Source organism: Bacillus sp. YBsi01, assembly GCF_038406745.1.
GTDB lineage: Bacteria > Bacillota > Bacilli > Bacillales > Bacillaceae > Bacillus > Bacillus siamensis.
In genome coordinates, this window is sequence record NZ_CP151679.1 from 480929 (window position 1) to 507414 (window position 26486).

Consider the following 26486-nt stretch of genomic DNA (forward strand, 5'->3'; position numbering starts at 1 on the left):
GGAGGAACGCAAAATGGCGACAATCAGAATTCATGACGAAAAGAATACGATCATTGAACATCAGGAAGAAGTAGCGCGCTTTTTAGACGAACAAGAGGTGATCTATGAGCAGTGGAACATTGAAAAACTTCCGCCTGAGCTTTCGGAGAAATACGATCTAACCGAAGATGAAAAAAACCGGATTCTCACGGTGTTTGACAAGGAGATTCAGGATATTTCAGCCCGGCGCGGCTATCGGTCTCAGGATGTCATTTCTTTATCAGATACAACACCCAATCTTGATGAGCTGTTGAACAATTTTCAAAGAGAACATCACCACACGGATGATGAAGTCCGCTTTATCGTCAGCGGGCACGGCATCTTCGTCATTCAGGGCAAAGACGGCACTTTTTTTGATGTCCGTTTAAATCCGGGGGATTTGATTTCGGTTCCGGAGAACATCCGCCACTACTTTACGCTTCAGGAGGACCGCCGGGTCGTCGCAATCCGAATCTTCGTGACGACTGAAGGATGGGTGCCGATTTATGAAAATGAAAGTGTGCAAAACGGATAGATGTCCGAACCTCTCATGCGGTCAGCCGCATGAGAGGTTTTTTATTGTAATATAAAATCTCTGTTTTTTTATGCATTAAATGGGCGCATTTTGTTTATATCATTACCTGAATGGGTATTATTCTCGTAATCATACTAAAGATTCCAATATGAAATGAAAAATTAAGTTATTTAGTAAAAAAATGTTTACAAATAAAGTATAATCTGTAATAATGCTCAATAACCCAATCAAACTTGTTTCCTATTCTTTTAGCGGTGAGGGGTGAAGTGAATGGGCAGTTATTCTGAACAAGAAAAATTGCTAGTATCTATTGATGAAAAGAGGAAAATGATGATAGATGCGGCTAACAGGCAGGGGTTTACAGGATATGACACGATCAGACACAGCCAGGAACTGGACAGTCTGATGAACGCGTATCAGCAGCTGATAAACCGTGAACGCACACATCACCAAGGAATACAGGGCCTTGTGAAGAAAATAGGCTTGTTCTCCCGCGGTGACGTCATGCCTGCATATGAAGCAAACAAATGATTGATGATAAACAGATAACGAAGACTGAATGCGCTTCATGATTAACCGCCGGATCCGAAAGATGACCGCGTGCAGTCAGCGGGTTTTTCCGCTGGCACAGCTCACGAAGCGCCTCGTATCTATCTGCCGGCTATGTTGCCGTTCCCCGGTATATCCTCTTACACATATTCTTCTTATATAAAAAACACCCTGTTTCAGGGTGTTTTTTCATCGTGAAGCGGCAGGGAGGGTAATGGTGACCTCTGTGCCTTTATCGACTTCACTTTGAATGTCAATCGAACCGCCGTACATCAGCACGATCCGTTTACATACGACAAGACCGAGGCCGGTGCCTTTTTCCTTTGATGTGACAAACGGAAGGAAAATGTGCTCAAGCATATCTTCAGAAATACCCATTCCGTTGTCGGCCACCTTAATGACTGCTTTATGGTCGAGGGCCTCTAAATAGATGGACAGCCTGCCGCCTTCCTGCATTGATTCGAGCGCGTTTTTCGCGACATTTAAGATCACCTGTTTAATATGGTCTTTCGTGCAGTTGACCTTGAGCGGCCGATTGACGAGAATCTCCACATTCACTTCCACATTATAAAGATTCCCTTCCGAATAAATAATCGGCATAATCTCATCAAGAATATCCTGCAGCGAGTTCACTTCCAATCGTTCCGCGGTCGGTTTGCCGAGCACTAAAAACTCACTGACAATCTGATTGATCCGTTTAACCTCCTGCTCAATAATTGAGAAATACAGCTGATCTTCCTCCGTTTTATATTTTTTCTGCAAAAGCTGAATGAAGCCGCTGATCCCTGTAAGCGGGTTGCGTATTTCATGAGCGGTGCTTGCGGCAAGCGTTCCGATCAGCTCCAATTTTTGCGCCTCGTTTTGAGCGCGCTCCAGCTCGGTCTTGCGCTTAAGCAGATAATATTGAACGAGGATGAACAGAATATTCAGCAGCACGGCAATACTGGACATCGGCAGCAGCACGCTTTTGGTCAGCTCGTTCAGCTCTACCGGTTTCGGGTAAACATTGATATTCCAATTAATATCATCCAGATAGCCGCTGACCGGTTTCACGCCTTCTGACTGATCAGCCCGTCCGCTGGCAAATATCACTTTATCCTCATGGGTTGCCTTGACATAAACGTCAGGGCTCAGCATATTGATCATATTTCTCAAATAATCGACTTGTATGGCGGCCACGAAATAATCCGTGACCTCCCGGTTTGCGTCTAACACCGGGACGCAGATCGTAAAGATACGCTGGCCTGTAATTCTGCTGGAGTAGTCGTTTGTGATGACCGTTTTTTTCGTCTTTTTTGCCTTCGTAAAATACGGTCTGTCGGCCAAATTCACCTTTGTTTTCAGATCGGTCGTGCTTGCGATGACGTCACCTTTGGAATTCAGCATATACAATCCGCTGAATCTGGGTTCATCCTCAAAAGCCTGATCGAGAATTTCATTTATCTTTTCTTCATTGACAGGCTTATCGACAGCGATCGCAAGTGTTGTCATCCGGGCTTTTGTTTCACCGATTAAATAATTGAGCTTATTGCGGTGAAGATTGAGCATCATACTGGCTTCCTGTATGTGTTTATCGGCTATTTTCTGCTTTTCTTTTTCATATATGAAAAAGCTGATAATAAGTGCCGGGATGATCACCAATATGAGATAAAGTTTGATCTTTCCCCGGGCACCTTTAAATGTATTCACTCTGCATCGCTCCAACATTACACTTGAATAGAGGTATTATATCATTGTTTATACTTCTTTAATAAGAAAAAATAACCAAAATGCTATAAAAACAAATTATTTTATTAAGGTCCGTCAAAAAGAAGAGAAATTTTGGAAAGATTTTTGTTGACATTTTTCATTTTGTTTATTAATGTTTCTCTGTAACGGTTTCTTTTGCAAAAAGGATGATTGAATGTATGACGGATAAAACAGAAAACTCATTGAAATTATTTATTGTACTGTCGCGTGCATACCGGTCCATAAACGACCATATGAATAAACATATTCATAAGCACGGCCTGAATCCGACAGAATTTGCTGTGCTTGAACTGCTGTATCATAAAGGCAACCAGCCGCTGCAGCAGATCGGCGACAAAATTTTATTAGCGAGCGGAAGTATTACATACGTTGTTGACAAATTAGAGAAAAAAGAACTTCTCATCAGAAAAGCCTCGCCGACTGACAGGAGGGTGACTTTCGCACAGATTTCCGAAAAGGGAATCCGTCTTTTGGACGATATTTTCCCTGATCATGCAGCCGAAATTAAAGAAATGATCAGTGTGCTGAGTGATGAAGAGATAGAAATGTGTACGGAAATGCTGAAAAGAGTGGGATTAAACGCTAAACATTTTCATCAGAAATAAAAAAGGAAGCCATTTGAAAGGCTTCCTTTTTTATATTACTGATTTTGGTCAGTCGCGGCGTTTCTAGGCTGTATCAATACCTCGACACGCCTGTTTTTGCTGCGTCCTTCCGCGGTTTTGTTCGACGCAGCCGGCTTATACTCACCGAAACCTTTGGCGCTGAATACTTTTGCATCAAGTTTCGGGTTTTCTGTAAGAATAGCCATGAAGTTGACGGCCCGCATGACGCTTAAATGCCAGTTTGATTGAAATTGTGAGTTTTTAATCGGCACATTGTCCGTATGCCCGCTGATGATAATGTTCCTTGGCGGATTCAGCACAAGGAGATTCGAGATTTCCTTCGCAAGCGGAATATCTTCCTGGCGGATATCCGCCCGTCCTGAGTCAAAAAAGATACTGTCTTTAATGGTAATTAAGAGGCCTTCTTTTGTCAGCTTTGTTTCCAGCTGATGTTCAAGCTTTTTGTTTTTTATAAATTGTTTGACTTGCTTTTGCACACCTTCAAGCTCTTCGCGGTCGGCTGCTTCTCTTTCTTTCTTTTTCTGTTCTTTATCTTTTTCCTTGTCTTTTTTTAACTGATCAACGCCGTCTTTTTCATTTTCGGGAGGGGTGACGCTTGAATATTCAAGGACCCCCGTGCCTCCTGTGAAAACGGCGTTAAATGATTTAGACAGCATTTGAAATTTCGCCGCGTCGACAGAACTCATGGCGAACAATACAATGAACAGAGCCAAAAGAAGGGTGAGAAGGTCCGCGTACGGGATCAGCCAAGACTCATCCACATGCTCGTCATCATGCTTCTTCTTCTTTTTTCTCGCCATTGGTTGCCTCTCCTTCTTGTTCAATGACTTTTGCTCGTTCGTTCGCAGGGAGATACATGAGAAGTTTTTGTTCGATCACTTTCGGCGCCTGTCCTTCAAGCACCGACAGAACGCCTTCGATCATGATTTCACGCAGTTTGACTTCCTGTTTTGATTTACGTTTCAGCTTGTTGGCGAAAGGATGCCATAGTACATATCCCGTAAAGATCCCGAGAAGGGTGGCGACAAACGCCGCACTGATGGCATGTCCGAGCGCCTCGGTATTGTTCATATTGGAAAGAGCGGCGATAAGGCCGATGACCGCACCCAAAACGCCGAGTGTCGGCGCATATGTGCCGGCTTGGGTAAAGATAGCCGCGCCGGCCTGGTGTCTGTCCTCCATCGCTTCAACTTCCTCAGTCATAATATCTCTGATAAATTCTGCGCTTTGTCCGTCAACCGCCATGCTCAGTCCGTTTTTCAAAAACGCGTCATCCACGTCTTCGATGCTTGCTTCCAATGCGAGCAGACCTTCCCGTCTGGCGATTTGCGCCCATTGAGAGAACATGGGAATTAATTGCGCAATGGTCAGCTGTTTGTTTTCTTTAAACAGCACTTTAAAAAGGGCAGGCACTTTTTTGATTTCTTTTCCGGGGAATGCGATGATCACCGCTGAAATCGTACCGAACAAAATAATCAGAATAGCTGCCGGGTTAGCGAGTGCGCTTAAGCTGACCCCTTTCAGCACCATGCCCACGCTTAAAGCAATCAGGGCGAGGATGATACCGATAATCGATGTTTTATCCATAGTTTTCACCAAATCCTTTATACTAGCTTTCTATGGTTAATATCGGTGGCAGTGGATGGAACTTTAGGGTGAATGTGAAATTGTTGCCGAATTCTTCACAGTTTCTGCCCTCCGGCATGGAAAAAGATACAAAAAAGCGGCTCCCCGGACAGGGAACCGCTTTTTCTTATTGTGCACGGACTTTGATGCCGTCTTCTTCCATTACGACATGGAAGGCTTTTATTTCATTGTCATCCAATAAGAGATCTGTCATTTCGTCTTCGATCAATTCCTGGATGGTTCTTCTGAGCGGGCGCGCTCCGAAAGCAGGGTGATAGCCGATTTCAGCGATTTTTTCTTTCGCATCATCGGTGACGCTCAGGCTGATGCCGCGCTCTTTTAATGTGTCTTCAAGCTCTGCGAGAAGCAGGCTGACGATTTTCACGAGATGTTCTTTTTTCAGGGATTGGAATTCAATAATGCTGTCAAACCGGTTTAAAAACTCCGGTTTGAAGAACGCGCTCAGTGAATCAATCAGCGTTTGTTCTTCCATGACGCTTTCTTCAGACTGGAACCCGACCTTTGCTTGTTTTTCGCCGGTTCCCGCGTTGCTTGTCATAATCAGAACGGTATCTTTGAAGCTGACCGTTCTGCCTTGGCTGTCTGTCAGACGGCCGTCCTCCATAATCTGCAGGAACATATGCTGGACGTCAGGGTGCGCTTTTTCAATCTCATCAAGCAGCACGATGCTGTACGGATTGCGTCGCACTTTTTCCGTTAATTGCCCGGCTTCATCATGTCCGACATATCCCGGCGGTGAACCGATGATTTTAGAAACGGCGTGTTTTTCCATGTATTCACTCATATCGAGCCGGATAATGGAATCTTTTGTACCGAACAGTTCATCTGCGAGTGTTTTTGATAACTCGGTTTTTCCGACCCCGGTCGGTCCGACAAAGAGGAAGGAGCCGACAGGTCTGTTTTTTGATTTTAAGCCGGCGCGGCTTCGTCTGACTGCTTTCGCCACTTTTTTCACGGCTTTTTCCTGACCGATGACGCGCTCATGAAGGCGCTCTTCAAGTTCCTTCATTTTGACTTGTTCATCAGCCTGAAGTTTTCCGACCGGAATGCCTGTTTTCTGTTCAATGATGGCTTGAATATGCTCCGCCCCGATTTCTGAAGAAGCGGCCGGTGTTTCATGCGCCAGCTGCTTTTCCAACGCCGCTTCTTCATCGCGCAGTTTCGCGGCAAGCTCATAATTTTCTTCCTGAAGCGCTTTTGTTTTCTCCGCGTCAATTGCTTTAAGTCTCTCAGCCGCATCTTCTTCATTTACGGTATCAAGCTCCAGGTTTGCCTTAGAACCGGCTTCATCTAACAAGTCGATCGCTTTATCCGGCAGATGGCGGTCCTGAATGTAGCGGGAAGAAAGTGTAACACACGCTTTGATCGCTTCATCGCTGAATGTGACGCCGTGGTATTTCTCGTATTTATCTTTTATGCCTTCAAGAATGCTGATGGCTTGTTCGATAGAAGGCTCGTGAACCATGACAGGCTGGAAGCGTCTTTCAAGCGCTGCATCTTTTTCAATCTGGCGGTACTCTTTCAGCGTTGTCGCCCCGATGACCTGCAGTTCGCCTCTGGCCAGCGCCGGTTTCAGGATGTTTCCAGCATCCATTGATCCCTCGGCAGAGCCGGCGCCTACGAGAAGATGAATCTCGTCAATGAACAAAATGACGTTTTTCCGCTCTTTTAATTCGTTCATTAATTGTTTCATTCTTTCTTCAAACTGACCTCTGATTCCTGTGTTGGCGACGAGGGAAGCGACATCAAGCAGATAAAGTTCTTTGTTTTTCAGTTTGTTCGGCACATCGCCCTCAGCGATTTTAAGCGCCAAACCTTCTGCAATAGCCGTTTTGCCGACACCGGGTTCACCGATAAGCACCGGGTTGTTTTTATTCCGGCGGTTCAAAATTTCAATTACGCGCGCCACCTCATCATCGCGTCCGATCACAGGGTCAATCAGACCTGCTTTTGCGCCGTTTGTGACGTTTTGAGCGAGCTCATCGAGCAGACCCTTTTTACGGCTGTCCTGTTTATTTTGACCGGGAGCGAAGCTTTGCTCAAACGGGAATCCGAAAGATTGCGGACCCATGCTCATAGCCGGTTTGCGGGTTAATTCTGTATAACATGTTTCACATAAAACGAATTGTCTTTGAATGGAATTGACTTGCATGTTCAGGCGAATCGTCGCCTCGTTTTTCTGACAGTGTTGACAACGCATTTGCCAAAACCTCCTTGTTTGATCTTCTTTGACCAAATGAATTAGAAAATAAGGTCTTAACTTTGACCTTCTTTGATTAATAGTATACTCTGACCTTCTTTGACTTTCAAGTGTTTTGTTTTAAACCTTGAAAAATCAAAGTTTACAGCATGAAAAGCGGCATTTGAAATGTTTGACCTTTCTTGATGAAGAGTATACGCCGGTCCTTTTTTTCTTTCAATATTTTTGCTTAAAGGGGAGAGCTGAATTCGTTTTTGGGGAAGGATGATTTGTTCTTCTTTTCAGGCGACTTGTCTCATAAGCTGATAAAAAGGCCTGGACAAATCTGAGCTTAGCCGGAGGGTGAAATGGGACAAAGAAAAGGTTCTGCAAGTCAGCTTGCATTCGTATACGTAGGAACGGTTGTAGGAGCCGGTTTTGCCACGGGACGGGAAATCGTTGAGTTTTTTCTGAGGTTTGGCTGGATCGGTCTGTTCGGTATTATGGTAAGCGGTCTGATGTTTACATATTTAGGCGCCAAAATCATGATTATTTCCAAACGGATTCATGCAGCATCTTATCAGGAATTGAACACATATTTATTCGGCCGGTCCATCGGCCGCGCCGTGAACATATTTATGATGTTTATCTTGCTTGGAGTGACCTCCGTCATGCTGTCCGGAGCTGGAGCGCTGTTTCATGAGCAGCTTGGCTGGCCCGCACAAGCGGGGATCCTTCTGACGATCGTACTGAGCTTTGCCGTCATGACAAGCGGTGTTAAAGGTGTGTTCGGCGTCAATATATTGGTTGTGCCGCTTTTAATTTCTTTCTCTTTTATCGTGGTACATATCAACAAAGACTAAACCACATCCCCTCTCAACTCTTTCTCCATTTACATTCCCATTCCCTATCCCATTCAAAATACCTCCGACAAAACCTTCTCTAAACCCAAACACTCAATACCCCCTCTACCAATATCCTCATCTACCTACCACAATAAACACTCTCCACTATCACCTCATTTTATCAAAAAAATTCTTCTCACAAAATCCCATTATAATCCTCTCTCCCAACAAAACCAACACTTATCATCCTTCATATCATTCTTAAATCCCACCTCATTCACCCTAATATACAATTCACAACTCTACTCAACCAACAACACATATAAACAACATAATTTCTATAAACCTTACCTAACACTTCCAAAACACATTCAATTCCCCCCCAACCCCCTACAAACCAACCACACCCCATACCCAAACAAACTTCTTCAAAATATAAATTAAACAATACCTACCAACTCACTTTCCATCATCAAACCCAACTAAAAACCTTTTAAATTCAAATATCTACATTCCAAAAACTTCTCAAATTAAATCCCCCTACCCTCCACTCCCCACCCCCTACCACTTTCCCACATACATACAAATTTCCAACCCCCGAAAAAAACCATACCAAACAACACCATCAAATTTCCCATCATTTTCTTCTACCTTTCATCCTCCACTCTATACAACAATTTCAAACAAAAAAAATACACTTCCAATCTAAAAAAACCCTCCTTCTTTCTAAACCCACAAACATCCTTAACTTCTATTCCTAAACAAAAACAACACCATCTCTTTTAAACCCTCTCAAATAAAAAACTCCCACCCCTCATCCCCTCCTTGCCATCACTAACCTTCCTTACAAAAACAATATCATTTCAAATAAAATAAAATCTACTTCCCCTTCATTTCTACAACTTTATCCTATTATAAAAAAACATTTCTCCATTCACACCTTACATAAATCACCATCCCCCCCCCCCAACCCCCAAACCCCCTCCCCCCCCCCACACACACCCCCCTGTGGTATTCGGCGGGAGAAAGGTCGGCGTATTGATTCCTGCTTTGATTTTGGCAGGGACGGGTGCCCTATGCTTTGCCGGTATGCTGTTGACAGGGCTGTGGCCGCTTTTGATCATTGCAGTAGCGCTTCTGTTTCACGCCGCTGCCTTCATGCAGCCGAAAAAAAGAACGGGCCTTCTCATTCCGGGCGGAACATTGCTTGTGATTGGCGGGTTATTATGGTTTGAAACTCTGACGGATTGGACATACGCAACTATGACATCGCCTGTCTACCTCTTTGCCGTCGCGTTCGGCCTGTTTGAAGCCTGGCTGTTCGGAAGAAAGAAAAGGGGGCTTTTGACTGCTGCGGCGGTTCTGTGCGCCGCGGGCATTTTCGGCATATTCACCAATGCAAATGAAGTCATCAGCGAACGCGGCTGGCCCGCGCTCATTCTTTTGCTTGCAGCCGCTTTTCACATTCCGATTTTCGGTCCGAAACCGGTCAAAAACGCAGGACTTCTTGTACCGGGCGGCATTTTATTGGTTACGGGGATCTTGTTTGTTTTTGAAACGGCGACCCAATGGACCTATTCCGGTGTGACATGGCCTGTTTACCTGTTGGCAGCGGCATTCGGTTTATTTGAACTGTGGCTGTTCGGCGGGAAACAAAAGGCGCTGCTCATTCCGGTTGCGGTTCTGACCTTGACCGCGCTATGCTTTACGATGATGTATCAGCCGATCATCCCGGTTTCTGTTTTCTGGCCTGCCTTATTTGTGCTGATCGGGATTGCACTGATGGCATTTCCGAAAAAGAAAAGCCGGGCTTAAATCGGTTTTTGCAGCCTGACACAGGTTTCAGGCTGTTTTTTTTATTGTCACGGGAAGCGGCATTATGGTATGATAGCAAAAGTGAAAAAAAGAAGAAAATCCGTATTGATGCGGGAGAGGTTCTAGCTACACCCTCTATAAAAAACTAAGGACGAGCTGTATCCTTGGATACGGTTTTTTTATGTTTTTTAGGGCGCCTTCTCCGAGAAAGGCGCTTTTTTTATTGAATGATAGATAAGGGAGAGAAAGACATGAAAAAAGAAAAAGCGGTTGTGGTATTCAGCGGAGGCCAAGACAGCACGACGTGTTTATTATGGGCTTTGCAAAACTTTGAAGAAGTAGAAACCGTTACATTCCATTACAATCAGCGTCATCAAGAAGAAATTGATGTAGCTAAATCGATTGCCGAAAAGCTCGGTGTCAAAAATCATCTGCTTGATATGTCTCTTTTAAACCAGCTTGCGCCAAACGCGCTGACACGAGATGATATTGAAATTGAAGCTAAGGACGGGGAACTGCCGACAACGTTTGTGCCGGGGCGCAACCTTGTATTTTTATCCTTTGCATCGATTCTTGCATATCAAATCGGCGCACGCCACATCATCACCGGTGTATGCGAGACTGATTTCAGCGGCTATCCGGACTGCCGGGACGAGTTTGTCAAGTCCTGCAATGTCACCGTCAACTTGGCGATGGAAAAGCCGTTCGTCATTCATACGCCGCTTATGTGGCTGAACAAAGCGGAAACATGGAAACTTGCTGATGAGCTCGGCGCGCTTGATTTTGTAAAGAATAACACATTGACTTGCTATAACGGCATCATTGCGGACGGATGCGGAGAATGCCCGGCATGCCTGCTCCGCAATAAAGGATACGATGAATATATGAAAATGAAAGGGGAGCGGAACTAATTGCTTTCTCAAATTTACCCGCAGGTTCAGCATCCTTATTCGTTTGAGCTGAATAAGGACATGCACATTTCAGCCGCGCACTTTATTCCCCGTGAAAGTGCCGGAGCGTGCAGCAGAGTCCACGGCCACACGTATACAGTAAATATTACAGTTGCAGGGGATGAACTGGATGATTCAGGCTTTCTCGTGAATTTCAGCGTGCTGAAGAAATTGGTGCACGGCGCTTACGATCATACATTGCTGAATGACCATGACGAATTTTCCGATGATGACCGATATTCGCTGCCGACAACCGAAGTCGTAGCCAAAACGATTTACGATAAAGTTCAGTCCTACCTCGAAACACTGGAGAATCAGCCGGTCTGCGTCCAGGTTTTTGTCAGGGAAACCCCCACAAGCTATTGCATATACCGCCCGAAAAAAGGTGATTTGAATGGCTAAAGGAATCCCGGTTTTAGAAATTTTCGGACCGACGATACAAGGAGAGGGCATGGTCATCGGCCAGAAAACCATGTTCGTCCGCACGGCAGGCTGCGACTACTCCTGCAGCTGGTGCGACTCCGCCTTTACATGGGACGGCTCAGCCAAAAAAGATATCCGCTGGATGACGGCGGAAGACATTTACCGCGAGCTGAGAGAAATCGGCGGAGACGCCTTTTCCCATGTTACCATCTCAGGAGGAAACCCGGCGCTGTTAAAGCAGCTTGACGCGCTGATTCTGCTGCTGAAAGAACATGGTGTGCGCGCCGCTTTAGAAACGCAGGGAACGATCTATCAGGATTGGTTTACAATGATTAACGACCTGACGATTTCACCGAAGCCGCCGAGTTCAGGGATGACAACCGACTTTGCAAAGCTCGATCACATCGTGTCTTCGCTTGATGCGGCTGAAAGGCTTAGCGCAGTCAGCTTAAAGGTCGTCATTTTTAATGATGAAGATCTGCAATTCGCGAAAACCGTGCATAAGCGGTATCCGAATATCCCGTTTTATCTTCAGGTCGGAAACGATAATGTCCACACGACAGATGACCGGGCATTAATTGCGCATCTGCTCGAAAAATATGAAAAACTCGTTGATAAGGTTTCTGCTGATTCAGATCTGAATCTCGTCAGAGTCCTGCCTCAGCTTCATACATTGCTTTGGGGCAATAAACGGGGAGTTTAATAGAAAGGGAGAATTTACATGACAAGAAAAGAATCAGAATTAGAAGGAGTTACGCTCCTGGGGAATCAAGGGACAAACTATTTATTTGAATATGCGCCGGAGGTTTTGGAATCATTTCCGAATAAACACGTGAACCGTGATTATTTCGTTAAATTCAACTGCCCGGAATTTACGTCGCTATGCCCGAAAACGGGACAGCCGGATTTTGCAACTATCTACATCAGCTATATTCCGGACGAAAAAATGGTGGAAAGCAAATCGTTAAAGCTGTATCTTTTCAGCTTCCGCAACCATGGAGACTTCCACGAGGACTGCATGAACATCATCATGAATGACTTGATCGAATTAATGGACCCCCGCTACATTGAAGTATGGGGCAAATTCACGCCAAGAGGCGGAATCTCCATTGACCCGTATACAAACTACGGCAGACCGGGAACAAAATATGAAAAAATGGCCGAACATCGGATGATGAATCATGATATGTATCCGGAGACGATTGACAACCGTTAATGTTCCCGGCGCAGCCTAAATACTTCCGGTTATGATCCGAAGTATGAAACGGAGTGAGGTCACGGTAAAACCCGAACATTCAACGTCAGTTTTAGGCGGAAATGTGACCGATCGTGACCTGAAGCAGCCGCAGTGTGACCACGATCCCTGTCTTTTTAGGCGGGGATTTTTCAATACGATCCATTTATTCAGCGTCCTCAATTTCAAATAGCTCATCGACTCCTACGCCGAGCGCTTTCGCAATCGAAAAACGTGCCAGTCTTCGTGGCGACTATTCTTATCGAAGCGCGATATCGAACCTTGTGGCACACCTGATGCTTCCGAAAGTCTTACCTGCGTCCACCCTTTCGCCTTCATAATGGCGTTTAGTTTCATTTCGACCACCTCTGAGACCATTATAATCTCTTTTTAAAAGAGCAAGTATAGTCTATTCAGTTGTTTATTTCTAATATTGTTTAATGTGTTATAATTTACCTATACAATGAGAATAAACACGAAAGGCAGTGAAAATGGAGGGGGAAAATTACGAAACTAAAGGATACGATTCGAGCATAACGTTCGACTACAAAGAAATGCCGGACGTACGCTTAACAATACTATAATAAAATAATTAGAGGATAATATGTTTGATATATACATACATCCTCTTTTTTAATACATATAAATTTTAAACCGGACCAAACAAAGTTAGTTTAATATGTAGACATTAACTTTAACAGTGTAGCCAATGAGGCTGGAGTATCTAAGGCTACTCTATATCATACTATGATACTAAGAGAACAAATTGAAACGTTCCGTTAACAGCAGCAGCAGATAAAGAGACCAGCTGCGAAGCGTAATGAAAATAATAAAGACTAGATTATTGAATCTCTAAAACGGAAAATTAAGCGGATAGAAAAAGAACTACGAGAACAATTAAAGATTGCTTACGCTCAGGTATATAAAATGCTATTCACCTAAATGGTGAAAACGAAAGCAATTGTGATAAGAGCAGTTGCTTTTTTTGCCGGGCAGCATTCCTGTAATAAATAAAAATTTAACTTATGGAAGAAACATGGCAGTTTGGCACAACAGAAAATTAAAAAAAGATATAATAGTTCTAGATAATATTAACTTGGAGGACAAAAATGAATTTAGAAATACGATTAGCAAGTGCAGAAGAATATCAGATTGTGCATAAAATTATGTTAGAAGCATTTGAAGAATATAGATTTCTTGAAGTTCCCTCTAGTGCATTAAATGAACCATTAGATAATCTATTAAATGCAATGAAACAAGGATTAGAAAAAGCATTGTTGTGCTTTGTAGATGGGGAACCAGTAGCTTCTTCTAGGATTACATTAAAAGATACCTCGATATATTTTTCAAGATTATCCGTTACATCACATGCAAGAGGAAAAGGGATTGCGAAGGCAATGTTATTATGGATTGAGAATTATGCTATTGAAAATAACAGAAAGAAAATAGAATGTCGTGTTCGTGCATCATTACCAAAAAATATAAGCTTGTACGAAAGAATGGGTTACATAGTTTCTAAAGAAGAAACTGTTACCAACCCAAATGGTTACGAAGTTAAAACAGTAGTAATGGAAAAACCTATACTAGAAACTAGGAACTAGGAACGGCAAATTGGATAGTTTGTGAAGTAATACACTTAAACAATCGGGTGCATTTGTTGAATAAAGGGGTCATACATATTATTTCTGTCTTATATGAATGACCCCTTATTTTATCTGTATTATTATTTTAAATTTAGTCTTGATAATTTAACAGCAGGACAATGTGATAACTGCGACTATACGCTAGTCAAAAGCTCGGTGAAGAACGAGAAGTTTCTTCGGGAGTGCCGGCGGTCTCGGAATATAACCTAAATCCCCCCGCCTTTTAAGCGGGGGTATTTTTCGTCTGTGGCGCGCCGCCGGAAAGGTGCATGATATCCGCACAGACCTTGTATAATGAAAAGAGAAATCATCTGGACAAAAGAAAAAGACGAGTAAACCCGGGGGGAGTATACTCGCCGCTTCATTACGTGACGGGTGCTGGATGGCAGCTCGTCTGTTTCATTATAAAATGGGGAACGTATGTTTGTAAAGGCCTGCGCCGTTTTTTTCTTATCCGGAGCGGAACAATTGTAAATGAATGATCAGCATGATAGCATGTCCTGTAAAAAGAAGGAGTGTTCGTCATGGAGCCGTTAGAGTTAAACGGTGTAAGGCTTGAAATGTATGACTGTAAAGAAAGTGCGGGCAAAAACGGCCGCGTCATCTCATTTATATTGAAGGTGACCTCTGAAACGTATCATGACATCGCCGTCCTTTTGTATGAAAAAACATTTGAAATTAAGGCGCCCGATCGGGGTCTTGAATTCCGCGGCAAAATAACCAACTACCATACATCCATCACAAATCTTTACAATAAAGATGAGACCGGAGATTTTTTCATTGAAATGACGGAAATCTGAAATCATTTGAAAAAGCTGCCGGGCGGCAGCTTTTGTGCGGGATATGTAAATGGTTCGGATTGTTCAGTGGGGGTTAATAGGAGTCTCTGATGATTTTATAATTTTTATGGTTGACGACAGTGAGGGAATCTAATTCAAGATCACGATAATTATCCATGATGGTTACATCAACGATGACGGAGTTTTCATTTACCTTTTCAACAACACCGGTTAATCCGTTTTTAAATTCAATGACGTTTCCAACCTTAGCAATTTTCACGAGCTTCCTCTCCTTTATCATAAATCCTGTTTGAAAATATTTTGCAGTATTTTCTTTAAGAAGTAAAGCGATATGGGTATCGGCCTGCTCAATCATTGTCCCGGCGGGGGAAAGATGGTATATTGATTTTCGGGAAAAAGCCGAGAAAAGGAGGCTGTGTTCGTTGCTGCCTGAAGAAATATCAGAACGTATCAACCAAATGCGCACCGGTGAAATCAAAGAATTCAGGGTGCAGAAAGAACATTTTCTTGCATTTCGAGCGGTTTTATCGAAGCAGGAAGATTTTAAGCATTTCCGCGGTATTGCACAGCAGGGCGGAGATGTTGTTTTCCAGTATTTAGAACAGCCAAGAAGCTGACGGCTCCTCACATATGAGGAGTCTTTTTTTTGTTTTCGCTGCTCATTTCATCTTGCTGTAACAGATGTAAACAAAATGTAAAATCCCTCCGATGGATACTTTTACTGTAATTTGGTTAATGTTGTGAAAATGACGGCCGTTTTTCTGCCAATAATAAGGCCGTTAACGAACTTCTTCCATCATAAAAGCTGATTGGGAGTGTTGGAAAATCTTTAACCGTGAATTTGCGCACTGCTCTTGTTAAGGTAGTGAAGTATTTAAGGAGGAAAGCGTATGACGACAAAATTTGCTGCCTTGGCTGTCTTTTTTCTTTGTTTTATGCCTGCAACAAAAATTGAACATACAGAAGCTCTGTTTACTTTAGCGAAGAAGCCAAAGCAAGAATCCAGCACACTGGTTGCTGATTTAAATAGAAATAGTTCGGTTCCGAAGTTTTCAAAAACTGACCAGAAGCATTCGATCCATCTGATAAAGCTGTCATCTCATCTTGAGCAGAAAGCCAAACCGGAGAAAACGGCTTATCAGCCGCCGAAAAAGACGTATTCCAGTGCCGACAGGGAACTTCTGTCACGTCTCGTTCACGCAGAAGCGAAGGGTGAGTCTTATAAAGGAAAGGTCGCGGTAGCCAGCGTCGTGCTGAACCGGACTGAAAAGAAAGGCTTCCCGGATACCATTCGGGGTGTGATTTATCAAAGGAATGCATTTGAACCGGTAGCAAACGGAAGCATTAATCAAAAGCCGGATAAGGATTCCATCGCCGCCGCAAATGAGGCGCTTAACCATCCGGGCAGAGAAACGAACGCATTGTTTTTCTACAATCCGAAAACAGCTTCTGACCATTGGATCCGTTCCCGAAAAATTATCGAACGGATCGGCAGACACGTATTTGCTATGTAAGCATAGCGGGACAAATATCCCGGCTATGCTTTTTTCAATTTTAAGAAATCGAAAATATTTTCAGAACTTGTCTCATATGATGATGAAAGAACGAGAGACAAGGAGAGACACCATGAATCGATTTGTGAAAGGGATCATTCTTTTATCCATCGCCGCCTTTTTCGCTGAATGTCTGGAATTTGTCGTGAATATGATACTGGCGCGGGAGCTTGGCGAGCATGGGATGGGGCTTTACATGAGCATTCTGCCCACCATTTTTCTCATTATCGTGATCGCCAGTCTGGAGCTTCCGATCTCCATCTCAAAATTCATCGCGGAATCCAATCAGAAGCTGCATGAAAGCATGCTCCGGCATGCCTTCAGAATGACCGCCGTATTTACCGCGTTTTCAACTGTTGCCGCAAGCATCGCGCTGCCGTTCATTCCTGTATTCGATACGTATCACCCTTTTATTAAAGGGATTGTCATCGGACTGATTCCCGTCGTCGCTTTTACATCCATCGCCAGAGGCTATTTCATGGGTGTGCAGCAGATGGGGAAAATCGCGGTTGCGAATGTTTTGAAAAAAATCATTCAAGTGCTTTGTCTGTTTATCTTTTTTCAATGGTACTCTTTTGAAATTGATATGGCCGTGCTCATTTCGTTATTTGTGCTGGTCGCAAGTGATGTCGTGGTGTTCGTATACTTGTATACGCAGTTTATTTTGGCGAGGAGGACGCTTTCCGGCCATCAGCACATTCATCTCCGCGGTAAGGATGTGCGGAAACGTCTTCTGGCGGTATCCATTCCGACAACGGGACTTCGTATTTTTCACGCGGTGACAAATGCCATTGAACCTTTTTTAGTAAAAGGAGCGCTGCTGGCGTCAGGGGCGGCCGGGGCAGCCGCGATTGATCAATATGGCATGCTCGCCGGTGTAGCGGTGACGATCGGTTCGTTTCCCGCATTTATCGCTCATTCGCTGATGGTTGTCATGATTCCGAGCATTTCAGAAGCGTACGCGCTGTCTCAATATGACATTGTACTGAAACGGCTGAGACAAGCGATTTTTATTACATTCGGCTATGGCATTCCGGCAGTCTGGATCATGTTTCAGTTCGCCGGCCCGCTGACCCATTTATTTTTTCAGTCTCCGGAAGCGCAGTATTTTTTGCAGCTTTTGTGGCCGTATTTTCTTTTTCAGCTGTTTGTGATGCCACTTCAGGCCTGTCTGATCGGCATCGGTCATGTGAAAACGGCGTTTTATCATAATGTATGGAGCAGCATTGTGGGTCTTTCGATGATGTATGTGCTTGGTTCTATGCCGAATCTGCAAATGCTCGGCATTATACTCGGTATGAATACCGGCATGATTCTTCTGACAAGTTTACATTACGCGACGATCTGCAAAGACCTGGGTGTCTCCGTGTTCCTGACCGGCGGCGGAAGAACAGCGCCCCGGATCGAGAGCTGAAAGACTGATACATTTCAGTAAGGAGGGGCAAGCTATCCGAAACGCGTGAAAGGAAGATCTTATGCATAAAAACCGTCTTATTGCATGCGCAGTCCTTTTGATAGCTGCCGCTCTCTGGATGCCTGAAGCAAAAGCCTCATCAGAAAAACAGGCAGTTCCCGCCGTGTTTCTGATGAAGACGATTGAAGGAGACGAGATATCGGTCCCGAATAAAGGGCAGAAAACCATTTTGCATTTTTGGACATCGTGGTGTCCGCCGTGTAAAAAAGAACTGCCGCAGTTTCAAACGTATTATGAACAGCATCAATCCGATGATGTAAGTCTTGTAACGGTAAATCTCATGAATGCTGAGCGAAACAAAGAGGCCGTTCAAAACTTTGTCAATCAGCACCATCTCACATTCCCGGTCGTTCTTGACTCTAAGGGCGAGCTTATGAAGGAATACGGGATCATGACGATTCCCACGTCATTTCTGCTGAATGAAAAAGGAGAAATCGAAAAAAAGATCGTCGGTCCGATGACCGCTTCACAATTAAAAGAATGGTCTGAGAAATAAAAAGGTGCGGGGGATTACCTCCCGCTCCTTTTTTGCATATCATGAACAGCTGAAGGGATTCTAATGATAATTATTATCAAAAAGAAATTAAAACAATTATAATTGAAATCTTTCGCCGGCGTGCTATAATAAAGAAAAACACCGCGATATTACTGTGAAAATGCTGCCTGTAAGGCGGCAGTTTTGCTTTTATCAGGGAAATGAAGATGATTTGCGTTCTCAATTAGAGAGGAGAATTCATAATGAATGAACAAGTGGTGACTCAAACCCATTCACAACAGCAGACTCAAGAAGAGCGGTCCGGAAAAAAGTGGCTCCAGCATGCGGAACTCATTGCGGCTCTCGTATCGGGCGCCCTTATTCTTGCAGCCTGGTTTTTCACCGAAGCAAAAGGCCTGTCCGTTACTTTGTATATCCTGGCCTTTGTGATCGGCGGATTTGCAAAAGCGAAAGAAGGAATTGAAGATACGCTGGAGACGAAGGCTTTAAATGTTGAACTGCTGATGATTTTTGCGGCTGTCGGCTCTGCCCTTATCGGGTATTGGGCGGAAGGCGCTGTTCTTATCTTTATTTTTTCGTTAAGCGGCGCGCTGGAAACGTATACGATGAATAAAAGCAGCCGTGATTTAACCTCCTTGATGAAACTGGAACCGGAGGAAGCGACCCTGCTTAAAGACGGACAGGAAAAGCGGGTGCCGGCCGCTGAACTCAAGATCGGCGACATGATCGTCATTAAGCCGGGCGAACGCGTAGCGGCAGACGGGATCATCGAGTCAGGCGCGACGAGTCTTGATGAATCGGCGCTGACGGGTGAATCGATGCCGGCGGAAAAAACAGCCGGAGATTCTGTGTTTACAGGAACGGTAAACGGAAACGGCTCTTTAACGGTCCGAGTTACGAAAACAAATGAGCAGTCTCTATTCAGAAAAATCATCCGTCTGGTGGAATCGGCTCAAAACAGCGTGTCACCGGCTCAGGCATTTATTGAGCGTTTCGAAAGTGTCTATGTAAAAGGCGTGCTTTTAGCCGTGGCTTTGCTTTTATTCGTTCCTCATTTTGCTTTAGGCTGGAGCTGGAGTGAAACCTTTTATCGGGCGATGGTGTTTATGGTGGTCGCCTCCCCGTGCGCTCTTGTCGCTTCCATTATGCCCGCTGCGCTTTCTCTTATTTCAAATGGAGCCCGCAACGGATTGTTGGTTAAAGGAAGTGTGTTTTTAGAGCAGCTGGGAAGCGTCCGGATGATTGCTTTTGACAAAACCGGCACGGTCACAAAGGGACAGCCTGCAGTTGCTGCATTCCAAGCGGCGGAATATGTGAATGAGGATGAGATCATGCAAGCGGTGTATGCGATTGAAAAGCAATCAAGCCACCCGCTTGCAAAGGCGATAGCTGAATTTGCCGAAAGCCGGGGCGCTGTGCCTGCAGGCCATACATCGATTGACGAGACGTCCGGATTCGGTGTTCAGGCCGATATAGAAGGCGCCAAATGGATGATCGGAAAAGCTGGATTTGCAGGGAAAGAGGATGCAGACGCTTTTTTGAAAACATCGGGAAATGAGTTGAAAGATAAAGGCTGTACGCTGGTTTTTGTTAAGAAAGATGACAGGATAGCGGGCTGTTTTGCGTTAAAGGATCAAATCCGGCCAGAAGCAAAAGCCGTAATGGCTGAGCTTGAATCACTCGGGATTAAAACGGCCATGCTTACCGGAGATCAGCCTGAAACAGCGGCTGCCATCGCAAAAGAGGCTGGCATGACGACGGTTGTTGCCGATTGTCTGCCTGACCAAAAGGCAGAGGAAGTAAAGAAACTGAAAGAAACGTACGGCACAATCGCCATGGTCGGAGACGGCATTAATGACGCGCCCGCTCTGAAAACCGCTGACGTCGGTATTGCGATGGGAGGGGGAACGGACGTGGCTTTAGAGACGGCTGACTTGGTCCTGATGAAAAATGATCTTCATAAGCTTGTGAAAATGTGCAGGCTCTCACGGAAAATGAACCGGATTATTAAGCAGAACATCGTTTTTTCGCTCTCGGTCATCTGCCTGTTGATCTGCGCCAACTTCCTGCAGGTGATGGAACTGCCGTTTGGCGTTATCGGGCATGAAGGAAGCACGATTCTGGTCATACTGAACGGACTCAGGTTATTAAAATAAACAAAACAGCCGCACATCGGGCGGCTGTTTTTTTAAATGTTCGTTCACAGCATAAACGCCGGAAAACTGATAGAATGAATAAAGAGCCACTTTGGTAAGGAGGAAAAACAAAAATGAACAGATTACAACGTGTTTCAGATTGGCTGAAAAAAGAAGGACACGATGCGGCGTTTATACATACAAAGGAAAATGTATTTTATTTGACTGATTTTTATACGGATCCGCATGAGCGGTTAATGGGATTGTTCCTGTTTCAAGAACAGGAGCCGTTTTTCGTCTGCCCGGGAATGGAAGCCGGACAAGCCCGCAGTGCCGGGTGGGAGCATGAAATTATCGGCTACGGCGATCACGAAGACCCGTGGGAGCTGATCAAAGCCGAGCTCACAAAACGAAATGTGCGCCTTGATTCCATCGCGGTTGAAAAGGATTCGATCTCGCTTTCACGTTCAGAACAACTCAAGCATGCTTCAGGGGGCGCCGCGTTCGCTTCGGCAGAAGAAACGCTCAACCAATTCCGTCTCGTAAAAGATGAGAAAGAAATCAGCATTCTCAGGGAAGTGGCAAAACTTGCGGATTTCGGAGTTGAAGTCGGTGTCGCAGCGCTTAAAGAGGGCGTGAGTGAAACTGAAGTGCTGGCGCAGATTGAGTTTGAGCTGAAGAAAAAAGGCGTGCAGGGCATGTCGTTTTCAACGATGGTGCTGTTCGGAGAAAAATCAGGCCAGCCTCATGGCAATCCGGGTACAGACCGTCTGAAAAAAGGCGATTTCGTTCTGTTTGACCTGGGTGTTATTCTTGACGGCTACTGCTCAGACATTACGAGAACATTTGCATACCAATCAATCAGCCCAAAACAGGAAGAGATTTACGAAACGGTGCTTAAAGCAGAAAAGGCGGCGCTTCAATTAAGCAAACCCGGTGTGAGAATCGGCGATCTTGATTTAAAAGCCCGCGGCATTATTGAAAAAGCCGGATACGGAGACTATTTCCCCCACCGCCTCGGCCACGGACTCGGGATTTCGGTTCATGAATATCCATCAATGAGCAGCGCGAACGACACGCTCCTCAAAGAAGGTATGGTGTACACGATAGAACCGGGGATTTACGTGCCGGATGTAGGCGGCGTGCGCATTGAAGACGATGTGTTTGTCACAAAAGACGGCGCCGAAGCATTAACGCAATATCCGAAAGAATTAACGATCCTGAAATAGAAAGCTTTGTGATAAAAAAGGACGGTTCTGGAACGCAGCGTCCTTTTTTATCACCTTGTTAAATGAAAAAGTCATCAAAATGCTGAAATGGTTTGATATCATGCTTTTCCCGCAGCGGCCGCATAGCAAGATAACTGCCGCCGAGTATGGCCAGACACAAACCGATTAAGCAAAGAATCCCCATCACTGTAATTCTCCTTTCAAATGAATAGGCTGTATTTGTTTTTAGCTTACTGTATGAAACGCATTCCAGATCAAGGAAAAAAAGAAAGGGGGGACGCCATGGCTACGATCAGAGACATTGCCGGCGCTGCCGGGGTTTCTGTTACAACAGTATCAAGAGTATTAAATGATCATCCTTATGTAAGCGAAGACAAAAGAGAAAGAGTGAAAAAAGCGGTACAATCGCTCGGCTATACGCGCAACATCCATGCTGTGCATTTATCCAAAGGCTTTTCCGATATGATCGGCGTTGTGCTGCCGTCGGTGAATCTTCCGTATTTTGCAGACCTTGTCGCGGGTATTGCCGAGGCTGCCGAAGCGTCAGGCGTGCATCTTTCTTTATACCAGACGGATTATCAGCAGAAAAGAGAACGCTTTGCTTTATCACAATTACAGGAGCGCCAGGTGGACGGCCTGATTATCTGCTCCAAAGCAATTTCCGATGAGCAGCTGCTTACCGTGAAAGAACCCATTATTCTCTGCCAGCACACTGATGCCGCTGAGCTGTCCTCAATCAGTAATCCGCATGGGGAAGCATTTCGGCACGGCCTGGATTATCTGATAGAAAAGGGTCACCGAAAAATAGCGATCAGCCTGGCCAGAAAAAAGGGAAAAAACAGTCAAGTCCGCATTGCCGCATACAAAGAGGCGCTGAAGAAGATCGGCCGGCCTTACAGGGAAGAGCTGGTTGTGGAAAAGGCGCTGACGCTGCTTGACGGGAAAGCCCTTTTTCACAGATGGAAGAGCTGGGATGACAAACCGACTGCGCTGTTTGCGGCGAATGATCAAGTATCCGCCGGTCTTTACCTTGAAGCCAAGGCAAACGGGACGCGCATTCCGGAAGAGCTGGCGATTTTGAGCATCGACAATCATGATATCAGCAAGATGTTAGGTATTTCCACAATAGATATACAAACGAAAGAAATGGGAAAGCAGGCTTTTCACATGCTTAAGAACCGGATCAGCGGCGGGCCTCCGGCAAGGAAGATTCTTGATTACCGTCTTATTGAACGATCAACCGTCTAAAAAAAGAATTGACGCGCTTTCTGTTCGTTTTGTACGATATGAGGTATTGAATGACAAAGGAGCTGAGGATCATGAAGGGGTCCTTTACAGTTGAGAAGGTATTAAATAACAATGTGCTGATCGCAACACATGATAGATACAGTGAGGTCGTCTTGATCGGAAAAGGAATCGGCTTTGGAAAAAAACAAGCGGATGTCATTGAAGATAAAGGGTATGACAAGATGTTCATCTTAAAGGATGAAAAAGAACAAAAACAATTTAAAAAGCTCCTCGGTTATGTGGACGAGACACTTGTCGACATCTCCAATGACGTCATTTATCATATCAGGAACCGAACAAGCCAACCGTTAAATGAACATATCCATATTGCGCTGACGGATCATATCGCCTTTGCGGTAAAGCGGCTGCAGCAGGGCTTTGACATTAAAAACCCTTTTCTTATGGAAACCGAAACGCTTTATCCGGAAGAATTTCAGATTGCCCGTGAAGTCGTCGGCATGATTAATGAAAAGACTGGAATCTGCCTTCCGGAAGGGGAGATTGGCTTTATCGCTCTTCATATCCACTCCGCTCTGACGAATCGGTCCCTTTCAGAGGTCAACCAGCATTCGCAGCTGATGTCCCGGCTCGTTCAGGTGATAGAGGAATCTTTCCAAATGAAAGTCAATAAAGAAAGCGTCCACTATTTGCGGCTGATCCGGCATATCAGATTTACCATAGATAGGATTAAACGGGAAGAGCAGACAAAAGAACCAGAAAAGTTAATGTTATTATTGAAAAATGAATACCCGCTATGCTACAATACTGCTTGGAAACTGATAAAAATCTTACAGCAAATGCTGAAAAAACCAGTTCATGAGGCGGAAGCGGTTTATCTCACGCTTCATCTGTACCGATTAACCAATAAAATTTCATAATTTCAGTTGAGACCTTTAAAAACGTGTCACTGATTCGATCAGGCATGAGTGATTGAGGGTAAAAAACGGGAAGAACGGCCCCGTTATTTTGCACACCCTTTTTTACTCATGCTTTTTGTTGTGTAAAAGGGCAAATGTAAACGGTTAAACTGAAGACTTGCGCCTGTGAATTCGTTGTCATGAATTTTCGCTGTAAGGTCACACTAGCTAACAGGGGAGGTACATTCTTTATGTTTAAAGCATTATTCGGCGTTCTCCAAAAAATCGGCCGTGCTCTTATGCTTCCGGTTGCGATTTTACCGGCTGCGGGGATCTTGCTTGCGTTAGGGAATGCCATGCAGAACAAAGATATGATCCAAGTCATGCATTTCTTAAGCAATGATAACGTTCAGCTTGTGGCAAACGTTATGGAAAGCGCCGGCCAAATCGTATTTGACAACCTGCCGCTTCTTTTTGCAGTAGGGGTTGCGATCGGTCTTGCGAACGGAGACGGCGTTGCCGGAATCGCGGCCATTATCGGATACTTGGTCATGAACGTATCCATGAGCGCCGTGCTTATGGCAAACGGCAGCATTCCGTCTGACAAAATTGAACGCGCTAAGTTTTTTGCGGAAAACCATCCGGCCTATATTAACATGCTGGGGATACCGACTTTGGCGACGGGCGTGTTCGGCGGTATTATCGTCGGGGTTCTGGCCGCGTTATTGTTCAACAAGTTTTATAAAATTGAACTTCCGCAGTACCTCGGATTCTTTGCGGGTAAGCGGTTCGTCCCGATTATTACATCAATTTCCGCATTAATTCTTGGTCTTATTATGTTAGTAATCTGGCCTCCGATCCAGCATGGTCTGAATTCCTTCTCAACGGGACTTGTGGAAGCGAATCCAACCTTGGCGGCCTTTATTTTCGGAATGATTGAACGGTCATTGATTCCGTTCGGTCTTCATCACATTTTCTACTCGCCGTTCTGGTATGAATTTTTCAGCTATAAAGATGCCGCTGGAGACATTATCCGCGGAGATCAGCGGATTTTCATGGCTCAGATTAAAGACGGCGTACAGCTGACGGCAGGTACATTTATGACGGGGAAATATCCGTTTATGATGTTCGGCCTTCCGGCGGCAGCGCTTGCAATCTATCATGAAGCGAAGCCTGAAAAGAAAAAACTTGTAGCCGGAATCATGGGTTCTGCCGCTCTGACAAGTTTCTTAACGGGAATCACCGAGCCGCTTGAATTCTCATTCTTGTTTGTGGCTCCTATCCTGTTTGCGATTCACTGCGTATTCGCGGGGCTTTCCTTTATGGTCATGCAGCTGCTGCATGTAAAAATCGGCATGACCTTCTCAGGGGGTCTGATTGACTACTTCCTGTTCGGAATTCTGCCTAACCGGACGGCTTGGTGGCTTGTCATTCCGGTCGGCTTAGGATTAGCCCTTATTTACTACTTCGGTTTCCGGTTTGCGATCAGGAAGTTCAACTTGAAAACGCCGGGCCGTGAAGAAGAAGCTGCAGATGAAGGGGCAGGCGCATCAGGCGAAGCCGGCGACCTTCCTTATGAAATCCTTCAGGCGATGGGTGATCAGCAAAACATTAAACACCTTGATGCTTGTATCACGAGACTTCGTGTGACGGTCAACGACCAGAAGAAAGTGGATAAGGCCCGCCTGAAACAGCTTGGCGCATCAGGCGTCCTTGAAGTCGGAAACAACATTCAGGCCATTTTCGGCCCGCGCTCTGACGGTTTGAAAACTCAGATGCAGGATATCATCGCTGGACGCACGCCGCGCCCTGAACCGAAAGTATCCGCACAAGAAGAAGTCAGCCAGCAGGTTGAAGAGGTTATCGCGGATCCGCTCCAAAACGAGCAGGGTGAAGAAGTGTTCGCTTCTCCGATCACCGGCGAAATCCATCCGATTACGGATGTGCCTGACCAGGTGTTCTCAGGGAAAATGATGGGTGACGGTTTTGCGATTCTTCCGGAAGAAGGAATCGTCGTATCGCCTGTCCGAGGAAAAGTGCTGAATGTTTTCCCGACAAAACATGCGATCGGCCTCCAGTCTGACGGCGGAAGAGAGATTCTGATTCATTTCGGAATCGATACAGTCAGCCTGAAAGGTGAAGGATTCACTTCTTTTGTTTCTGAGGGTGACCGGGTTGAACCGGGGCAAAAGCTGCTTGAAGTTGATCTTGAGGCGGTTAAACCTCATGTTCCTTCATTAATGACACCGATTGTCTTTACAAATCTTGCTGAGGGTGAAACGATTTCCCTTTCGGCCGAAGGTACTGTAAAACGGGAACAAAAAGATATTGTGAAAATCGGAAAATAAGCATATAAATACGCCGTGCTTGTCAGATGACAAGTACGGCTGTATGATATAATATTGTGTAGTAAAATAGCTTTAATTTAAAGGAGAATGATAA

Annotated in this window: 25 protein-coding genes, 4 pseudogenes and 1 riboswitch; of the genes and pseudogenes, 22 read left to right on the forward strand and 7 right to left on the reverse strand. The window is 44.9% G+C overall.

The features are described 5' to 3' along the window. Window positions 1-13: 13 nt before the first annotated feature. Together AADZ70_RS02785 and AADZ70_RS02790 are read left to right on the forward strand one after the other, a co-directional pair. A complete protein-coding gene (locus AADZ70_RS02785) occupies window positions 14-553 on the forward strand; it encodes a cupin domain-containing protein (protein ID WP_188153993.1) in 540 nt (179 codons plus the stop codon). Between the two features lie 270 nt (window positions 554-823). Continuing rightward, window positions 824-1084 carry an aspartyl-phosphate phosphatase Spo0E family protein gene (locus tag AADZ70_RS02790; RefSeq protein WP_016936353.1) on the forward strand — a complete coding sequence of 87 codons (261 nt, stop codon included), beginning with the start codon at window positions 824-826 and terminating at the stop codon, window positions 1082-1084. A gap of 207 nt (window positions 1085-1291) precedes the next feature. Here AADZ70_RS02790 and AADZ70_RS02795 read toward each other — a convergent pair whose 3' ends face one another. Beyond that, the gene (locus tag AADZ70_RS02795) at window positions 1292-2809 is read right to left on the reverse strand and encodes an ATP-binding protein (protein WP_155816700.1); all 1518 of its coding nucleotides are present in this window, start codon (window positions 2807-2809) and stop codon (window positions 1292-1294) included. 200 nt (window positions 2810-3009) lie between these two features. On the opposite strand from AADZ70_RS02795, the gene AADZ70_RS02800 reads away from it, so the two are divergent. After that, window positions 3010-3456, forward strand: coding sequence for a MarR family transcriptional regulator (locus AADZ70_RS02800; RefSeq protein ID WP_016936351.1), 447 nt, complete (start codon window positions 3010-3012; stop codon window positions 3454-3456). A gap of 35 nt (window positions 3457-3491) precedes the next feature. On the opposite strand, the gene motB is transcribed toward AADZ70_RS02800, so the two are convergent. From motB to clpE, 3 genes are all read right to left on the reverse strand, one after another. Then, window positions 3492-4277, reverse strand: a complete 786-nt coding sequence (motB, locus tag AADZ70_RS02805) for a flagellar motor protein MotB (protein ID WP_016936350.1) — start codon at window positions 4275-4277, stop codon at window positions 3492-3494. Beyond that, window positions 4249-5064 carry a flagellar motor stator protein MotA gene (gene motA, locus AADZ70_RS02810; protein WP_016936349.1) on the reverse strand — a complete coding sequence of 272 codons (816 nt, stop codon included), beginning with the start codon at window positions 5062-5064 and terminating at the stop codon, window positions 4249-4251. The genes motB and motA overlap by 29 nt, the downstream gene beginning before the upstream one ends. Before the next feature lie 166 nt (window positions 5065-5230). Next, window positions 5231-7324 (reverse strand): ATP-dependent protease ATP-binding subunit ClpE, encoded by a 2094-nt coding sequence (clpE, locus tag AADZ70_RS02815; RefSeq protein WP_342007698.1) that lies wholly within the window; start codon window positions 7322-7324, stop codon window positions 5231-5233. Between the two features lie 347 nt (window positions 7325-7671). Here clpE and AADZ70_RS02820 point away from each other — a divergent pair. From AADZ70_RS02820 to queF, 6 genes and pseudogenes are all read left to right on the forward strand, one after another. Further along, window positions 7672-8148, forward strand: a pseudogene (locus AADZ70_RS02820) (hypothetical protein); the annotation flags it as partial. 1014 nt (window positions 8149-9162) lie between these two features. After that, a pseudogene (locus tag AADZ70_RS02825) lies at window positions 9163-9963 on the forward strand (hypothetical protein); the annotation flags it as partial. A gap of 110 nt (window positions 9964-10073) precedes the next feature. Further along, window positions 10074-10118, forward strand: a riboswitch (PreQ1 riboswitch). A gap of 96 nt (window positions 10119-10214) precedes the next feature. Continuing rightward, window positions 10215-10874 carry a 7-cyano-7-deazaguanine synthase QueC gene (gene queC, locus AADZ70_RS02830; RefSeq protein ID WP_003154679.1) on the forward strand — a complete coding sequence of 220 codons (660 nt, stop codon included), beginning with the start codon at window positions 10215-10217 and terminating at the stop codon, window positions 10872-10874. 60 nt (window positions 10875-10934) lie between these two features. Then, complete coding sequence (gene queD, locus AADZ70_RS02835; protein ID WP_231595081.1) at window positions 10935-11315, forward strand: 6-carboxytetrahydropterin synthase QueD; 381 nt, start codon at window positions 10935-10937, stop codon at window positions 11313-11315. Beyond that, window positions 11308-12039, forward strand: coding sequence for a 7-carboxy-7-deazaguanine synthase QueE (gene queE, locus AADZ70_RS02840; protein WP_064778820.1), 732 nt, complete (start codon window positions 11308-11310; stop codon window positions 12037-12039). Before queD ends, queE begins: the two co-directional genes overlap by 8 nt. Window positions 12040-12057: 18 nt before the next feature. After that, window positions 12058-12552 (forward strand): preQ(1) synthase, encoded by a 495-nt coding sequence (queF, locus tag AADZ70_RS02845; RefSeq protein WP_003154673.1) that lies wholly within the window; start codon window positions 12058-12060, stop codon window positions 12550-12552. Window positions 12553-12736: 184 nt separating this feature from the next. Here queF and AADZ70_RS02850 read toward each other — a convergent pair. After that, window positions 12737-12927, reverse strand: a pseudogene (locus AADZ70_RS02850) (helix-turn-helix transcriptional regulator). Between the two features lie 327 nt (window positions 12928-13254). On the opposite strand from AADZ70_RS02850, the pseudogene AADZ70_RS02855 reads away from it, so the two are divergent. The 4 genes and pseudogenes from AADZ70_RS02855 to AADZ70_RS02870 form a co-directional block, all read left to right on the forward strand. Beyond that, window positions 13255-13512, forward strand: a pseudogene (locus tag AADZ70_RS02855) (DUF6262 family protein); the annotation flags it as partial. 167 nt (window positions 13513-13679) lie between these two features. Beyond that, complete coding sequence (locus AADZ70_RS02860; protein ID WP_342007699.1) at window positions 13680-14171, forward strand: GNAT family N-acetyltransferase; 492 nt, start codon at window positions 13680-13682, stop codon at window positions 14169-14171. Between the two features lie 93 nt (window positions 14172-14264). Then, complete coding sequence (locus tag AADZ70_RS02865; RefSeq protein ID WP_231595057.1) at window positions 14265-14423, forward strand: hypothetical protein; 159 nt, start codon at window positions 14265-14267, stop codon at window positions 14421-14423. Window positions 14424-14737: 314 nt separating this feature from the next. Beyond that, entirely contained in the window at window positions 14738-15013 is a 276-nt protein-coding gene (locus AADZ70_RS02870; RefSeq protein WP_016936332.1) for a DUF3219 family protein, read from the forward strand. Window positions 15014-15086: 73 nt separating this feature from the next. Here AADZ70_RS02870 and AADZ70_RS02875 read toward each other — a convergent pair whose 3' ends face one another. Then, window positions 15087-15272 (reverse strand): YkvS family protein, encoded by a 186-nt coding sequence (locus AADZ70_RS02875; protein ID WP_003232446.1) that lies wholly within the window; start codon window positions 15270-15272, stop codon window positions 15087-15089. A 163-nt stretch (window positions 15273-15435) separates the two neighbouring features. On the opposite strand from AADZ70_RS02875, the gene AADZ70_RS02880 reads away from it, so the two are divergent. From AADZ70_RS02880 to AADZ70_RS02905, 6 genes are all read left to right on the forward strand, one after another. Further along, window positions 15436-15630, forward strand: coding sequence for a hypothetical protein (locus AADZ70_RS02880; RefSeq protein ID WP_012117423.1), 195 nt, complete (start codon window positions 15436-15438; stop codon window positions 15628-15630). Window positions 15631-15903: 273 nt separating this feature from the next. Further along, a complete protein-coding gene (locus AADZ70_RS02885) occupies window positions 15904-16527 on the forward strand; it encodes a cell wall hydrolase (protein ID WP_016936330.1) in 624 nt (207 codons plus the stop codon). Between the two features lie 112 nt (window positions 16528-16639). After that, complete coding sequence (locus tag AADZ70_RS02890) at window positions 16640-17980, forward strand: polysaccharide biosynthesis protein (RefSeq protein ID WP_342007700.1); 1341 nt, start codon at window positions 16640-16642, stop codon at window positions 17978-17980. 118 nt (window positions 17981-18098) lie between these two features. After that, window positions 18099-18536: an endospore biogenesis thiol-disulfide oxidoreductase StoA gene (stoA, locus tag AADZ70_RS02895; RefSeq protein ID WP_231937530.1), complete on the forward strand. Its 438-nt coding sequence runs from the start codon at window positions 18099-18101 to the stop codon at window positions 18534-18536. A 242-nt stretch (window positions 18537-18778) separates the two neighbouring features. Continuing rightward, entirely contained in the window at window positions 18779-20692 is a 1914-nt protein-coding gene (locus tag AADZ70_RS02900; protein WP_095240799.1) for a heavy metal translocating P-type ATPase, read from the forward strand. A gap of 113 nt (window positions 20693-20805) precedes the next feature. Then, window positions 20806-21900, forward strand: a complete 1095-nt coding sequence (locus AADZ70_RS02905) for a Xaa-Pro peptidase family protein (protein WP_342007701.1) — start codon at window positions 20806-20808, stop codon at window positions 21898-21900. A 58-nt stretch (window positions 21901-21958) separates the two neighbouring features. Here AADZ70_RS02905 and AADZ70_RS02910 read toward each other — a convergent pair whose 3' ends face one another. Then, window positions 21959-22084, reverse strand: coding sequence for a hypothetical protein (locus AADZ70_RS02910; protein ID WP_016936325.1), 126 nt, complete (start codon window positions 22082-22084; stop codon window positions 21959-21961). A 98-nt stretch (window positions 22085-22182) separates the two neighbouring features. Between AADZ70_RS02910 and AADZ70_RS02915 the strand changes: the two genes are divergently transcribed. The 3 genes from AADZ70_RS02915 (at window position 22183) to ptsG (ending at window position 26392) form a co-directional block, all read left to right on the forward strand. Then, the gene (locus AADZ70_RS02915; protein WP_342007702.1) at window positions 22183-23148 is read left to right on the forward strand and encodes a LacI family DNA-binding transcriptional regulator; all 966 of its coding nucleotides are present in this window, start codon (window positions 22183-22185) and stop codon (window positions 23146-23148) included. A gap of 50 nt (window positions 23149-23198) precedes the next feature. Beyond that, entirely contained in the window at window positions 23199-24065 is an 867-nt protein-coding gene (gene glcT, locus AADZ70_RS02920; RefSeq protein WP_016936323.1) for a ptsGHI operon transcription antiterminator GlcT, read from the forward strand. A gap of 230 nt (window positions 24066-24295) precedes the next feature. Then, entirely contained in the window at window positions 24296-26392 is a 2097-nt protein-coding gene (gene ptsG, locus AADZ70_RS02925) for a glucose-specific PTS transporter subunit IIBC (RefSeq protein ID WP_045926893.1), read from the forward strand. Window positions 26393-26486: the final 94 nt, after the last annotated feature.

What these genes read in the sequence shown, in the direction of transcription:
- AADZ70_RS02795 (WP_155816700.1), bottom strand. Translation starts at nt 2,809, where the DNA reads ATGTTGGAGCGATGCAGAGTGAATACATTTAAAGGTGCCCGGGGAAAG.
- queE (WP_064778820.1), top strand. Translation starts at nt 11,308, where the DNA reads ATGGCTAAAGGAATCCCGGTTTTAGAAATTTTCGGACCGACGATACAA.
- AADZ70_RS02860 (WP_342007699.1), top strand. Translation starts at nt 13,680, where the DNA reads ATGAATTTAGAAATACGATTAGCAAGTGCAGAAGAATATCAGATTGTG.
- queF (WP_003154673.1), top strand. Translation starts at nt 12,058, where the DNA reads ATGACAAGAAAAGAATCAGAATTAGAAGGAGTTACGCTCCTGGGGAAT.
- AADZ70_RS02910 (WP_016936325.1), bottom strand. Translation starts at nt 22,084, where the DNA reads ATGGGGATTCTTTGCTTAATCGGTTTGTGTCTGGCCATACTCGGCGGC.
- AADZ70_RS02785 (WP_188153993.1), top strand. Translation starts at nt 14, where the DNA reads ATGGCGACAATCAGAATTCATGACGAAAAGAATACGATCATTGAACAT.
- AADZ70_RS02865 (WP_231595057.1), top strand. Translation starts at nt 14,265, where the DNA reads ATGAATGACCCCTTATTTTATCTGTATTATTATTTTAAATTTAGTCTT.
- AADZ70_RS02890 (WP_342007700.1), top strand. Translation starts at nt 16,640, where the DNA reads ATGAATCGATTTGTGAAAGGGATCATTCTTTTATCCATCGCCGCCTTT.
- queD (WP_231595081.1), top strand. Translation starts at nt 10,935, where the DNA reads ATGCACATTTCAGCCGCGCACTTTATTCCCCGTGAAAGTGCCGGAGCG.
- AADZ70_RS02790 (WP_016936353.1), top strand. Translation starts at nt 824, where the DNA reads ATGGGCAGTTATTCTGAACAAGAAAAATTGCTAGTATCTATTGATGAA.
- motB (WP_016936350.1), bottom strand. Translation starts at nt 4,277, where the DNA reads ATGGCGAGAAAAAAGAAGAAGAAGCATGATGACGAGCATGTGGATGAG.
- ptsG (WP_045926893.1), top strand. Translation starts at nt 24,296, where the DNA reads ATGTTTAAAGCATTATTCGGCGTTCTCCAAAAAATCGGCCGTGCTCTT.
- clpE (WP_342007698.1), bottom strand. Translation starts at nt 7,324, where the DNA reads ATGCGTTGTCAACACTGTCAGAAAAACGAGGCGACGATTCGCCTGAAC.
- AADZ70_RS02915 (WP_342007702.1), top strand. Translation starts at nt 22,183, where the DNA reads ATGGCTACGATCAGAGACATTGCCGGCGCTGCCGGGGTTTCTGTTACA.
- AADZ70_RS02905 (WP_342007701.1), top strand. Translation starts at nt 20,806, where the DNA reads ATGAACAGATTACAACGTGTTTCAGATTGGCTGAAAAAAGAAGGACAC.
- glcT (WP_016936323.1), top strand. Translation starts at nt 23,199, where the DNA reads ATGACAAAGGAGCTGAGGATCATGAAGGGGTCCTTTACAGTTGAGAAG.
- stoA (WP_231937530.1), top strand. Translation starts at nt 18,099, where the DNA reads ATGCCTGAAGCAAAAGCCTCATCAGAAAAACAGGCAGTTCCCGCCGTG.
- motA (WP_016936349.1), bottom strand. Translation starts at nt 5,064, where the DNA reads ATGGATAAAACATCGATTATCGGTATCATCCTCGCCCTGATTGCTTTA.
- AADZ70_RS02800 (WP_016936351.1), top strand. Translation starts at nt 3,010, where the DNA reads ATGACGGATAAAACAGAAAACTCATTGAAATTATTTATTGTACTGTCG.
- queC (WP_003154679.1), top strand. Translation starts at nt 10,215, where the DNA reads ATGAAAAAAGAAAAAGCGGTTGTGGTATTCAGCGGAGGCCAAGACAGC.
- AADZ70_RS02870 (WP_016936332.1), top strand. Translation starts at nt 14,738, where the DNA reads ATGGAGCCGTTAGAGTTAAACGGTGTAAGGCTTGAAATGTATGACTGT.
- AADZ70_RS02900 (WP_095240799.1), top strand. Translation starts at nt 18,779, where the DNA reads ATGAATGAACAAGTGGTGACTCAAACCCATTCACAACAGCAGACTCAA.
- AADZ70_RS02885 (WP_016936330.1), top strand. Translation starts at nt 15,904, where the DNA reads ATGACGACAAAATTTGCTGCCTTGGCTGTCTTTTTTCTTTGTTTTATG.